The 12655-nt window shown below is 62.8% G+C and carries 14 protein-coding genes; 4 read left to right on the top strand and 10 right to left on the bottom strand.

Annotated elements, in window-relative coordinates; all coding sequences use genetic code 11:
• Positions 1–11 precede the first annotated feature (11 nt).
• The gene (locus AAC023_RS02265; protein ID WP_339737687.1) at positions 12–1493 is read left to right on the top strand and encodes a peptidase S10; all 1482 of its coding nucleotides are present in this window, start codon (positions 12–14) and stop codon (positions 1491–1493) included.
• Positions 1494–1548: 55 nt separating this feature from the next.
• On the opposite strand, the gene AAC023_RS02270 is transcribed toward AAC023_RS02265, so the two are convergent.
• Entirely contained in the window at positions 1549–2208 is a 660-nt protein-coding gene (locus AAC023_RS02270) for a hypothetical protein (RefSeq protein ID WP_339737689.1), read from the bottom strand.
• A 64-nt stretch (positions 2209–2272) separates the two neighbouring features.
• Positions 2273–2686, bottom strand: coding sequence for a helix-turn-helix domain-containing protein (locus tag AAC023_RS02275; protein ID WP_339737690.1), 414 nt, complete (start codon positions 2684–2686; stop codon positions 2273–2275).
• Between the two features lie 71 nt (positions 2687–2757).
• On the opposite strand from AAC023_RS02275, the gene AAC023_RS02280 reads away from it, so the two are divergent.
• Complete coding sequence (locus tag AAC023_RS02280; RefSeq protein WP_339737691.1) at positions 2758–4197, top strand: MFS transporter; 1440 nt, start codon at positions 2758–2760, stop codon at positions 4195–4197.
• Positions 4198–4250: 53 nt separating this feature from the next.
• Here AAC023_RS02280 and AAC023_RS02285 read toward each other — a convergent pair whose 3' ends face one another.
• The 8 genes from AAC023_RS02285 to petA form a co-directional block, all read right to left on the bottom strand.
• Positions 4251–4778 carry an adenine phosphoribosyltransferase gene (locus tag AAC023_RS02285; RefSeq protein WP_339737693.1) on the bottom strand — a complete coding sequence of 176 codons (528 nt, stop codon included), beginning with the start codon at positions 4776–4778 and terminating at the stop codon, positions 4251–4253.
• A 21-nt stretch (positions 4779–4799) separates the two neighbouring features.
• Positions 4800–5444, bottom strand: a complete 645-nt coding sequence (locus tag AAC023_RS02290) for a glutathione S-transferase family protein (RefSeq protein ID WP_339737695.1) — start codon at positions 5442–5444, stop codon at positions 4800–4802.
• A 1-nt stretch (position 5445) separates the two neighbouring features.
• Positions 5446–5844 carry a lysozyme inhibitor LprI family protein gene (locus AAC023_RS02295; protein ID WP_339737698.1) on the bottom strand — a complete coding sequence of 133 codons (399 nt, stop codon included), beginning with the start codon at positions 5842–5844 and terminating at the stop codon, positions 5446–5448.
• Between the two features lie 68 nt (positions 5845–5912).
• Positions 5913–6647, bottom strand: coding sequence for a hypothetical protein (locus AAC023_RS02300; RefSeq protein ID WP_339737699.1), 735 nt, complete (start codon positions 6645–6647; stop codon positions 5913–5915).
• A 64-nt stretch (positions 6648–6711) separates the two neighbouring features.
• The gene (locus tag AAC023_RS02305; RefSeq protein ID WP_339737701.1) at positions 6712–7587 is read right to left on the bottom strand and encodes an S-methyl-5'-thioadenosine phosphorylase; all 876 of its coding nucleotides are present in this window, start codon (positions 7585–7587) and stop codon (positions 6712–6714) included.
• An 81-nt stretch (positions 7588–7668) separates the two neighbouring features.
• Positions 7669–8472, bottom strand: a complete 804-nt coding sequence (locus AAC023_RS02310) for a cytochrome c1 (RefSeq protein ID WP_339737703.1) — start codon at positions 8470–8472, stop codon at positions 7669–7671.
• A 13-nt stretch (positions 8473–8485) separates the two neighbouring features.
• A complete protein-coding gene (locus tag AAC023_RS02315; RefSeq protein ID WP_339737705.1) occupies positions 8486–9784 on the bottom strand; it encodes a cytochrome b N-terminal domain-containing protein in 1299 nt (432 codons plus the stop codon).
• Entirely contained in the window at positions 9781–10407 is a 627-nt protein-coding gene (petA, locus tag AAC023_RS02320) for a ubiquinol-cytochrome c reductase iron-sulfur subunit (protein ID WP_339737707.1), read from the bottom strand. Before petA ends, AAC023_RS02315 begins: the two co-directional genes overlap by 4 nt.
• 181 nt (positions 10408–10588) lie before the next feature.
• Here petA and AAC023_RS02325 point away from each other — a divergent pair, with 181 nt between their 5' ends.
• Positions 10589–11035, top strand: a complete 447-nt coding sequence (locus tag AAC023_RS02325) for a TrmH family RNA methyltransferase (protein WP_339737709.1) — start codon at positions 10589–10591, stop codon at positions 11033–11035.
• Positions 11036–11361: 326 nt separating this feature from the next.
• Positions 11362–12651, top strand: a complete 1290-nt coding sequence (locus AAC023_RS02330) for a DEAD/DEAH box helicase (RefSeq protein ID WP_339737711.1) — start codon at positions 11362–11364, stop codon at positions 12649–12651.
• Positions 12652–12655: the final 4 nt, after the last annotated feature.

Below are 12655 nucleotides of genomic sequence, written 5' to 3' on the forward strand. Positions count from 1 at the left end.
GGGGAAATGACATGATCAAAGTCCTGGCCGCCGCCTTGAGTCTGGCCTGCCTGTCCGTTCCGGCCTACGGGCAGGATACGGCAAACACACCGGAGGCTCGCAGCTATGAAACGCGCGGCCAGGTGACGGTTAACGGTCAACGTGTGCGATATACCGCGACGGCCGGCGAAACCTACCTGCTCGACGAGGACGGCAATCCGACCGCCTCGATCTTCTCCACCGCCTATATCGCTGACGGCACCACCGATCCACGCACCCGGCCGGTCGCTTTCGTCTTCAATGGCGGGCCGGGCTCGGCCAGTCTCTGGCTGCATATGGGCGTGTTCGGACCGCAACGCCTGGTCCTCCCCGACGTCCAGGATGACGGCGCGGCACCCTATGATGTTGTCGAAAATATCTATTCAATTCTGGACGTTGCCGATCTGGTCTTCGTCGATCCGGTGGGTACCGGCTGGAGCCGTCCGCTCGGCGATCATGAGGGCAGCGAGTTCTGGGGCGTCGACGAGGATGCCGAAAGCCTCGCCGCCTTCATGCGCATGTGGCTGAGCGAGCACCAGCGCTGGAATTCACCGAAATTCCTGCTCGGCGAAAGCTATGGCACGCTGCGAATTGGCGCCCTGCTCAACCAGCTCGAAGGCGGTTTCACCGATGTCTCGATCAATGGTGTCGCACTGATTTCCACCGTGCTCGATTTCCGCTTCGACGACACTTCGGACGGCAATGATGTCGGCTATGTCGGCCTGATGCCCGGCTTTGCCGCCACAGCCTGGTATCATGGCCGCGTAGACCGTTCCGCCTGGGACAATGATATCAATACTTTCCTCGATGCCGCCCGCACCTTCGCCATCGAGGAATACATGCCGGCCCTGATGCATGGCGTGACCCTGCCGGCCGAACGCAAGGCCCGCATTGTGAGCGAGCTGTCGCAATTCACCGGCCTGTCGGAGAGTTTCCTCGAACGGGCCAATCTGCGCGTCTCCCTGCGCCGCTTCCAACGCGAATTGCTGCGCGACCAGGGCCTCTCGGTCGGACGTCTCGACAGCCGCTATACCGGCCACGAAGTCGACGGTGTCGGCGACAGCCCGGAACAGGATCCGAGCTTCTACGGCATTGATGGCAGCTATACCGCGTCCATGCTGGACTATTTCTCCCGCACCCTCGGCGTCGATATCACCGAATATTATTCCACCATTGGCGGGGTCCGCGGCTGGAACTGGGATACCGGCCAGTCGGGCGGCAATAGCTATATCAATGTTGCGCCCTGGATTGCCCGGGCGATGCGGCAAAACTCCGATCTCCAGGTACTGGTCGCCCAAGGTCACTACGACCTGGCGACCCCCTTCTTCGCCGCCGAACTGATGTTCAACCAGCCGGGTTTCGATCAGGATCGGGTCCATTTCAAATATTATGAAGCCGGCCACATGATGTATATCCACCAGCCCTCGCTGGTCGATTTCACCACCGATATCCGCGAACTGATCACAAATCGCTAGGCGTCGCGCCGGGCAAGCAGGGCCGCTCCGACCATGGCGTCGGAGCGGCCCTTTGCTATTTTGCGGTCCGCGTCAGATCGAAGCCGGCGGCGATGGCACAGATGACGGCGTACATCCCAACGGCGGAGTATCCCGCGACAGCGATGTCGTCCGGCGGCGGGGTGGTCATGCCGAGATAGAACAGGCCGAGCAGCAGGAATGAGGCGATGAAAGGCCAGATGCGGCCGAAGACGCCCCTGGCGCGCGTGCCCGTCAGATAGATCGCCATGCTGCCGAGGAAGATCGTCAGCTCCAGACCCATGGCGAGCGGGAAATTATTCCACAGGCCGAAACCGAATTTGATGTCGGAGCCGGGATAGAGCAGCAGATCAGGCACGTGCACGATCAGATCGGTCAGCCAGTGCGAGAACACCGCCGCACCGACGACGATACCGCCGAGCCGTTTCTGCTTGCGGGCGATCAGACTCCAGAGCCAGCCGGCACCGAGAGACCAGACCAGCGCCATCACCAGGCTGTGCGTCCACGGCATGTCATAGAGGTCGAGACTGTTGGAGGCCGTGAACCCTTCGATGATCCGGACATGCTCGATGCCGGTCGCGATGAATATGCCCCAGGCAATATCCACCAGCTGAACGGCGGCGAACAGCACCCAGAGCGGAACGGTTTTGGCGATGCGTTTGCCAAGAAAGGCTGGCGCGTAGTGACCGATAAACATTGTATTGCTCCCTGACAATTTGCGACAGGCTAACAGGCGAGGTGGCCCGGGTTGAAGCAGATTCTCACGGGCCGGCCCGCGTCTTCCGCCGCCGTCCCGCAACCGTCACCAGCCTTTGGAATGTCGGGCATTCCATATGCGAAGGTGCCGGGCAATCGGCGACATGGCGCAGCCCGTCCCTCAGGGCGGTGAGATTGCGGATCTGGCGGTCCAGCGCGTCGGCACGCGCACGAAGTTCGGCGCGCGGCAGATCCGGTCCACCATCCTTGCCGAACATGCCGGCGATGTCGCGCAGCGAAAACCCCGCCGACTGTCCCAGTGAAATGAGCGAGAGCTGCAGCAGCGTCTCCGGCCCGAACTGACGCCTCAGACCGTGACGGCCAACCGAGGCGATCAGGCCGATCTCCTCATAATACCTCAGCGTCGAAGCCGGTGTACCGCTCAGCTGCGCGACCTCGCCAATGTCCAGAATTTTCATGCTTGACCTCAAGTGAACTTGAAGACGTATCGTCGCGCTTCCGGACTATTCCGGCAAGAGGACACACGGAAATGACGACGGATACGCGACTGCGCCACACCCGATCAACGCCCTGGGCAATCACCGGCCTGGCCCTGTGCATGCTGCTCTCATCGATGGGGGTGAGCATTGCCAATATCGCCCTGCCCGCTTTGGCGCAGGCATTTGCAGCGCCCTTTCCCGAAGTCCAGTGGGTGGTCCTCGCCTATCTGCTGGCCGTTACCACCATGGTGGTCAGCGCCGGCCGTCTCGGCGACATGCTTGGGCACAGGCGGATATTGCTGGCCGGGCTGGCGATCTTCATGGCGGCCTCGCTTCTGTGCAGCCTTGCGCCGGCACTCTGGGTGCTGATCGCCGCACGCGCGCTGCAGGGGATCGCGGCGGCAATCTTGATGGCGCTCACGGTCGCGCTCGTCCGCGGCACGGTTCCCGAAGAACGCACCGGTAGCGCGATGGGCCTGCTCGGCACCATGTCGGCGGTCGGAACAGCGATCGGCCCGTCGCTCGGCGGCATCCTGATTGCCGGCTTTGGCTGGCGAGCCATTTTTCTCGTCATGCTGCCAATGGCCGTCCTCGCCCTCATCCTCGCCTGGCGTCACCTTCCCGCCGGAACAGGCGGACACCCGGTCAAGGCCGGCTGGACCCGGTTTGACGGTCTGGGCACCGCCTTGCTTGGAATGACACTCGCCGCCTATGCCCTCGGCATGACGACGGGAAGCGGAGCCTTCGATCGGTTTCACCTGGCCATGCTGCTGACAGCCGCGCTCGGGCTCGCCCTGTTTCTTCGACATGAGTCCAATGCTCACGCACCGCTGATCCGGCTCGCCGCCTTCCGGACCCGGGTCCTGAGCGCCGGTCTTCTCATGAACGCGCTGGTGGCAACAGTGATGATGGCGACACTGCTGGTCGGCCCATTCTATCTTGCCCGTGCCTTGGGACTCGGGGACGCTGTCACAGGCCTCGTGATGTCGATCGGGCCGGTCATCTCGATTTTCAGCGGCGTCCCCGCCGGCCGGATCGTCGACCGTCTCGGTGCACCACGTGTCGCCACCCTTGGCCTCGTCGCGATGGCGGCCGGCGCGGCCGGCCTGTCCCTGCTGCCGCAGCTGTTCGGAGTGGCCGGCTTCATTGCAGCCATCGCCGTCCTGACGCCCGGCTATCAATTATTCCAGGCGGCCAATAATACCGCCGTCATGATGACAGCCAGCGCGGATCAACGCGGCGTGGTGTCCGGCCTGCTCAGCCTGTCACGCAATCTCGGCCTGGTGACGGGCGCGTCGGTCATGGGATCGGTCTTCGCCATGGCCGCAGGGAGTGGTGATCTGACGGCGGCCGGTGCGCAGGCGATCACGGGTGGGGTGCAGACCACTTTCGCCCTTGCCGCCGGTTTAGTGGTGGCCGCGATCGCGATCGGTCTGGCCTCCGGCACGCTGGCCTTCATTGCGGTCCGGCAACCGCGACCGTCAAACTGAATGCGCATCATCCGGGTCCGCCAGGCAATCCGGCTTGCCCGTCCCGGTGCCCCTCAATGCCCCTCGTAGGACACCAGGCTGGAAACCGGCACGCCCATCGCCTCAATTCGCCTGGCCCCGCCCAGATCGGGAAGGTCGATGATGAAGGTGGCCCCGACCACCGTCGCCCCGGCCCGCTGCAGCAGTCTGACCGAGGCTTCGGCCGTGCCGCCGGTGGCGATCAGATCGTCGACCAGCAGGACCCGGTCGCCCTCGCGGACGGCATCATTATGGATCTCGATGGTGTCAGTGCCGTATTCCAGCTCATATTCCTCCGACAGCGTCCGCCAGGGCAGCTTGCCCTTCTTGCGCACCGGCACGAAGCCGACCGATAGCTGATGCGCCACCGCGCCGCCCAGGATGAAACCGCGGGCCTCCGTGCCGGCGACCTGGTCAATCTTGGCGCCGGCCCAGGGCTGGACCATTTGATCGATCGCGATGCGAAAGGCCCGCGGATCGCCAATCAATGTCGTGACGTCGCGAAACATGACACCCGGCTTGGGAAAGTCCGGGATGGTGCGAATGGCGGCTTTGAGATCCATCAAATCATTTCCGTTCAGAGATCAGGCGTCTGAGGAACCAGGCAGCAGCAGGACTTCACGCTGCGCCGCGTCGAACCAGTCGCGATAGTCTTCATCGGCCAGAAGCACATCGCAATAGGCTTGCGACGCTGCGTCGAGCGTGATGGCGAAGTGGTGGAAGCGGGCCGCAACCGGTGTGTAGAAGGCGTCGGCAATGCTCCAGCGCCCGAACAGGAAGGGCCCGTCAGCGCTGCGACGCACGGCGGCCCAGATCGCCTGGATCGCGGCGACATCCTTGCGGACCGCTTCATCGAGCGTAATCGGCGCCGCTGGCCGGCCCAAATCCATCGGGCAGGCATTGCGCAAGGCTGAGAACCCGCTATGCATCGCCGCCGTGACCGAGCGGGCCTGGCCGCGCACGCCCGGATCTGACGGCCAGAGGGCCGCATTGTGTTCCGCTGCCCACTCGCAAATCGCCAGCGAATCCCAGATCGCCACGCCGCCGGTCTGCAGCACCGGCACGGTGCCGCCGGGCGAAGCCGCCTCGAGCGCGGCGCGCGATTCCGGCCGATCAAGCGGAATCATATGTTCGTCAAAGGCAATCCCGGCCTTGCGCAGAGCCAGCCAGGGCCGCAGCGACCAGCTTGAAAGCTGCTTGTTGCCAATGTGCAGGACGGGGCGATTCATTTCAGTGTTCCCGCAATTCGGAGGCGCGCGACCGATCAAGGCTGATCTGGCAATCGAGGACAATTTCCTCACGCGATTGCTCACTGACGAACATCAGGGAACCGCGCCGGGTACACTCCGCATCGCGATACCGGACCCAGCTCGCCTGGGCCTGGTCGAGACCGGCCTCAGCATTGAACAGGCCTCCGGAATCGAGGTCGGATTCGCGTGCCTCCTGACGAGCCGCTTCATGGGCGGCCTGCAGATCGCTCGACGCTGTGCCTGCCAGCGCATCGAGGCAGGATCGGCGCGCCCGCGCGTCGGTGACATGTTCGGCGCATTCAAACGCCGGACGCGGATTGGGGGCCCCGAGGGCCGGCACATCACCCTGGACCAGCAAGGCCATCACAAGAACCAACATCAAAAACTCCCGAACACAACAGGGGTCTTTATGGACGAGGGCTGGATCGGGGAAAAGGCTTGTTGACTTCAGCCGCCCGATTCTTCGGCAATGAAATCGATCAGGGCCTGCAGGAATTCATCGTCGAGGCGGCGGCCCACGCTGTATTGCCGACCGCCTTCATTGAACATCACATATTCACCCAGCTGGACCCCGATCACGTAGGCCTCGCCCTCGATCTGCGCCAGCAGGGGCGAGCCCGAGAGACCCGGACGGGCATAGCAATCGTGGAAGATCAGGGTCGGCTCGACGATCTGGTCCGGGGCCGGGGTGATCTGGCACGGTTCGCCATGCATCGCCGCGCGCAACATGGAAAGCTGACCCTGCTCGCGCCCGGCATAGGCCGCCGCGCGCAGACGCGATATCGAATCGTCCAGACGGCCTCTCGTACGGACAATCGCCCAGTCCTGGCTGAATTCCCCGAAATCGTTCACGGCAGGGCTCGAGGTCTCGATCCCCGCAATCTGTCCGCGCCGCAGCGGTTCGCCGCGGACATGGCAATTGCGCTCCACGGTCCGGTCCATCACCGCATGGCGCGCGGCGAGGAGGATGTCGAAATCCCCGGCAAAACCGGGAATGTCGAGCACAACGGCGCGGCTCAGATAGACTTGCCCCGTCGCCTCATTCTCGCAGATGAGCTGGATCACACCATTGCGCGAATTGAGATAGGCCTCATCGTCCAGCGCACGAATGCCGGCCTGATCGGCCGCGAAGGCGGTGGCCGGAAGCAGGCAGAAAGTGAGCAGCGAAAGGGCGCGCAGCATCGGCATGTCCGCAGGTTAGGGGCTCACCCCCTCGCTGTCCACGCAGATGGAAGCACCGGCGAGCTCAGCCGAGCACGCGTCCCGCAATCATCGCCAGCCGCTGCACCATCTGCGGATCTCGCGCGCCGGGCGCCGTGATGATGGCGGAATCGAGCACGGTTTCGATCCCGTCCGGGCCTGGCGTGCGTGGCTGGGCGGACATCGCGGCGGTCAACCGGTCGAGCAAATGCTTCGCCTTGACGGTATTGGCGCGCATCACCTCCAGCACGAGAGCGACATCGACACTGTGCGTATTCTCGCGCCAGCAATCATAATCGGTCACCATGGCGATCGAGGCATAGGGCAGCTCGGCTTCGCGGGCCAGGCGCGCCTCGGGCATATTGGTCATGCCGATCACATCCATGCCCCACAGCCGGTAGAGCTCGCTCTCGGCGCGGGTCGAAAATTGTGGCCCCTCCATCGCCAGATATGTGCCGCGCGGTGTCAGCGCGATGCCGGCGGCCGTGCCGGCCTCGGCCACGAAGCGTGAGAGGCGGCTACAGACCGGATCGGCCATTGGCACGTGCGCCACACAGCCTGGACCGAAAAAGCTCCTCTGGCGCCCCTCAGTGCGGTCGACATACTGGTCGACGATCACGAAATGGCCCGGCGGCAATTCCTCGCGCAGCGAGCCACAGGCAGAGATCGAGAGAATATCGGTGCAACCCGCCTGTTTCAGCGCTGCGATATTGGCGCGATAGGGAATCTCCGCGGGTGGCAGGCGGTGGCCCTGGCCATGGCGAGGCAGGAAGACCAGCGGCACGCCGTGCAGCTCGCCGAAGGTCAGCGCGTCGGAGGGGTCGCCCCAAGGCGTCTCGATGCGCTCTCGGCGGACATTGGCCAGACCATCGAGCTCATACAGGCCGGAGCCGCCGATAATGCCGAGCGTCCATTGGGTCATCGACTGATCTCCCCTGCCAGAAAACGAAAAAGGGCTGCGAACTCACGTCCGCAGCCCCGATTCATACCGCGTAATGCGCGATCAATGCTTCACATTCGCCCAGATCTGGCGGTAGGCGATATAGACCAGGATCGCGAAGATGAAGAGGTAGAGCAACACCATCACGCCCATCTGCTTGCGCGCTTCCATGTGAGGATCGGCGGCCCAGGTGAGAAAGGTGACGATGTCTTCCGACATCTGTTCCATCGTCGCTTCAGTGCCGTCAGAATAGGTGACAATGCCTTCCGAGAGCGGCGACGCCATCGCCAGCAATCCACCCGGGAAATAGGGGTTGTAGTGCTGACCAGCGGCGAGATGCACATCCTCGGGCACTTCCTCGTCATAGCCGAGCAGCAGGGAACGCACATAATCGGCGCCATGGCTGCGGGCCTTGACGATCAGCGACAGGTCCGGCGGCAGGGCGCCGCCATTGGAACCGCGCGCCTGCTGCGGATTGGCGAAGGGTGACGGGAAGGCATCGCTCGGCAAGCCAGGACGCTCGAACATGTCACCGGCATCGTCCGGACCGTCTTCGATCATATAGCCGGCCGCGATCTGCATCACGATCGGGTTGTCATTCGCGTTCGGGAATTCTGCGCTCTCGAACGGGCCGCCGGCCTCGCCGAGATTGCGGAACTTGATCAGGTCGAGCGAGTGACAGCTGGCACAGACTTCCTGGTAGATCTGCAGGCCGCGCTGGACCGCTTCGCGGTCAAACGTGCCGAACGGACCGGCATTGTGCCAGTGATGATGCTCGGGCGCACGCTGGCCGGCGGTCGCCGCCCAGGCGAGACCGGAGAGGCCAAGAGCTGCCAGGGCAGCGACGAAAATGCGGGTCATCTTCATGGTCATCGCTCCCCTATGCCTTGGCCGTGCCGAGAACAGCCGCTTCGATTGAAGCAGGACGGTCCAGCGGCTTCTCGATAAGTCCCATCACCGGCAGAATGATGAGGAAGTAGGCGAAATAGTAGAATGTCAGCAGCTGCGCGAACCAGACGAATTTGAAACCCGTCGCCACGCCTTCTGCATCATGGCCGATCGCGAAGACAAGGTCGTCAGGGTTTTTCGCGCCACACCAGCCCAGACCGAGACAGGCCAGGACGAAGAGGATGAAGAAGACCCGCGTCACCGGACGGAAGCGCATGGACCGGACCTTCGACGTGTCGAGCCAGGGCAGGACAAAAAGGATCAGGATCGCACCGAACATGGCGATCACGCCGCCAAGCTTGGCGTCGATCGGACCGATATCGAAGGTGATCGCCCGCAGGATCGCGTAGAAGGGCAGATAATACCATTCCGGAACGATGTGCGCCGGGGTCGAGAGCGGGTCAGCCGGGATGAAATTGTCGGCATGGCCCAGAACGTTCGGCAGGAAGAAGACGAAAGCCGCGAAGACAATCAGATAGACGATGATCGCGAAGCCATCCTTCACCGTGTAGAACGGGTGGAAGGGCAGCGTATCTTTCTTGCTCTTCGGCTCGATGCCGACCGGATTGCCATTGCCCGGAACGTGCAGCGCCCAGATGTGCAGGGCAACGACGGCGGCAATCACGAAGGGCAGCAGATAGTGCAGCGAGAAGAAGCGGCTCAGCGTGGCCTGGCCGACGGAGAAACCACCCCACAGCCATTCACGGATCGCATCACCGATAAAGGGCAGTGCGCCGATCAGATTGGTGATCACCATCGCGCCCCAATAGGACATCTGGCCCCAGGGCAGCACATAACCCATGAAGCCGGTTGCCATCATCAGGAGATAGATGACGACGCCGAGAATCCAGAGGATTTCGCGCGGTGCCTTGTAGGAGCCGTAATAGAGACCCCGGAACATGTGGATATAGACGGCGACGAAGAAGAAGCTGGCGCCATTGGCGTGCATGGACTGGATCAGCCAGCCGAATTTCACGTCGCGGCGGATCCGTTCGAGGCTTTCAAAAGCCATGCTCTCATGCGGCACATAATGCATGGCCAGCACGATGCCGGAAATGATCTGGATGACGAGGAAGATCGCGAGGATCCCGCCAAACGTCCACCAATAGTTCAGGTTCCGCGGCGTCGGGAAATCGACGAAACTGTCATAGCCGAGGCGGATGATCGGAAGGCGCTGGTCCATCCAGCGCGTGAAACCGGTTTTCGGCTCATAGGTCGAAGGACCGCTCATGATGCAACCCACCCAGATTGTGAAGCTTCGTCAGGCGACAGACCGATTTTCACGGTCGTTTCCGATTCAAAGTAATAGTCCGGAACCGGGAGGTTCTCCGGAGCCGGTCCGCGGCGAATACGTGCCGAGGCGTCATAGTGCGAGCCGTGGCAAGGGCAGTACCAGCCATCATAATCACCGGTATCAGCGCCAATCCCGAGCGGGACGCAGCCGAGATGGGTGCAATTGCCTTTGACGATCAGATATTCCGGCCGCAGAACGCGGTTCTCGTCGGCCGCCGAGGCATTTTCCATGCCGGCATTGAGATTGCGCGAAGCCTCATCAGGCAGATCGCCGAGTGGCACAGCGCGAGCTTCGTCAATCATCGCCTGGGTGCGGTGGCGGATAAAGACCGGGCCGCCACGCCACATCACCGTAATCTCTGTGCCATCGGTCACGGTCGACACATCAACCCGGATCGAACCGAGTGCCAGCGTGTCCGCGGCCGGGTTCATCTGATCGATGAAAGGCCAGATCGCCAGACCGGCGCCGATCGCGGCAGCGCCTGTGGCCGCGATATAGATGAAGTCGCGGCGAGATGGTTCCTGACCATGTTCACCGAGCGCGCCGTTCTGTTCCGTCACGAGCCGACCTCTTCTCTTTTCTTAAACGGGGGTCACGCGAGTGCGGCCCCCTGCCCCAGATAACTTGACGTCTTCGCCCAAGCGGGCTTTGACGCCGTATAACCTAATGCCGGATTGGCTGACCAGTGCGCGGCGCAATGCCACATGCTGAAATCGACCCCCGGCCAATGCGCGGCTTAAAATGCGGATCGTTTTTTTTCAACCTGATATTCCGCAAAATCTTGGGGCGGCCATGCGCGTGGCCGCCTGTTTCGGTGCGGGTATGGACATTGTCGAACCCTGTGCATTCCCCTTAACAGACAAGAAAATACGCACCGCGGCGATGGATTATGGTGCGGCAATTTCACCCACCCGGCACGCCTCATGGACTGCATATCAAAACAGCGCAGAAGCCGCGCGAGGCCGCCTTGTCCTGTTCACAACCGCCGGGGCCGGCGAAATCTGGGACTTTGAATTTTCTGCAGATGACCGCCTGCTTTTCGGCCGCGAGAGCGCCGGTGTGCCCGAAAACGTCCACGAATCAGCTGATTCGCGGGTGCGCATTCCGATTCGCGAGGGGATGAGATCGCTCAATGTGACGGTTTCAGCCGGCATCGCACTTGCGGAGGCCAGCCGGCAATTGCGCTGAGGCGGCACGCCGACGTCCATCCGCCGAGGGCCCGCCCCTGCCCTGCCGCATCAATTATGCCTTGCGCTGCACTGCAACATGTGACCATCTCCTCCTTGCCTGCGCACCGCGCGTAGACGCCAAGGTGAGTCATGGCGCGCAGGGAGTACCGGCAGACGGCTGCTTTTTCGCTTCCGACCGCCATCAGCGCCCCCGGGTATTGTCCACTTGCTGGCCGGTATCGCAGAGGCATCGCCGAGCGGCTGACCTACGCAAGCTTCTTTTTAAAAATTATTCGGTGCAGCGTGCGGACGAATCCGTGCGCGCGCCTCAATATGAGTGTCCATTTGACCCAATTTGCAGATCTCGGCCTCGCCGAACCCGTCCTGCGCGCCATTACGGCCGCCGGTTATGAAACCCCTACCCCCATCCAGGCGAAAGCCATCCCGACCCTGCTCGAAGGGCGCGACCTGATCGGTATCGCCCAGACCGGCACCGGCAAGACGGCTGCCTTCGTGCTGCCTTTGCTGACGCGCCTGGCGCAGGCCAATGAGCGCGCCAACCCACGCAATTGCCGCGCCCTCATCCTGGCGCCGACGCGTGAGCTGGCTGCCCAGATCGACGATTCCATTCGCGACTACGCCAAATTCATGAAGCTCAGCCATTGTGTGGTTGTCGGCGGCGTGAAGCCGCGCCCGCAGATCAAGCGTCTTGAAGGCGGCGTCGACATTCTCGTCGCCACCCCGGGCCGCCTGCTTGACCATGTCTCGACCGGCGCCCTGCGCCTCGATGGCGTCAAGACGGTGATCCTCGACGAAGCCGACCAGATGATGGATCTCGGCTTCATGCCGGCGATCCGCCAGATCATGTCCAAACTGCGCAAGACGCGCCAGACCATGCTGTTCTCGGCCACCATGCCGGCCCAGATCCGCAAGCTGGCGAGCGATTTCCTCGATAATCCGGCTGAAGTCAGCGTTGCACCGCAATCCAAGCCGATCGAGCGTATCCAGCAGGAAGTGATGCTGATGGATGCGAGCGCCAAGCGGAACGCCTTGCGTGACATCCTCAAGGCCGAGGACGTCAAACTCGCCATCGTCTTCACCCGCACCAAGCGCGGTGCCGACCGTGTCGTCCAAAACCTGGAGAAGGACGGCCTGCGCGCCGCCGCCATCCACGGAAACAAGAGCCAGAACCAGCGGGAAAAGACCCTCGCCAATTTCAAGAATGGCTCGGTCAATATCCTGGTTGCGACCGATATTGCCGCCCGCGGCATTGATGTCGACGGCATCACCCATGTCGTGAATTATGAAATGCCGACCGTAGCGGAAGTCTATGTCCACCGCATCGGCCGCACCGCGCGCGCCGGCACTGACGGTATCGCGATTGCCCTGGTGGAACCGGACGAGCGCACCATGCTGCGCGAGATCGAGAACCTGATCGGCAAATACCTGACGGCCGAAGGCGCCGCCCTGCACATTCCAAAACCGGTCAAGAAGCCCGGTGGCGGCAATCGTGGCGGTGGTGGTGGCGGCCAGCGCCGCGGCAGCCGTCCGCAGGGCCAGACCGTGACGGCAACCGGTTCCCGCAAGCCGGGCGGTCGCCGTCCGGGCCAGGGCGGCCAGCGCAAAGCGGGTTAAACCG

It is taken from the genome of uncultured Maricaulis sp., assembly GCF_963976135.1.
Classification (GTDB): domain Bacteria; phylum Pseudomonadota; class Alphaproteobacteria; order Caulobacterales; family Maricaulaceae; genus Maricaulis.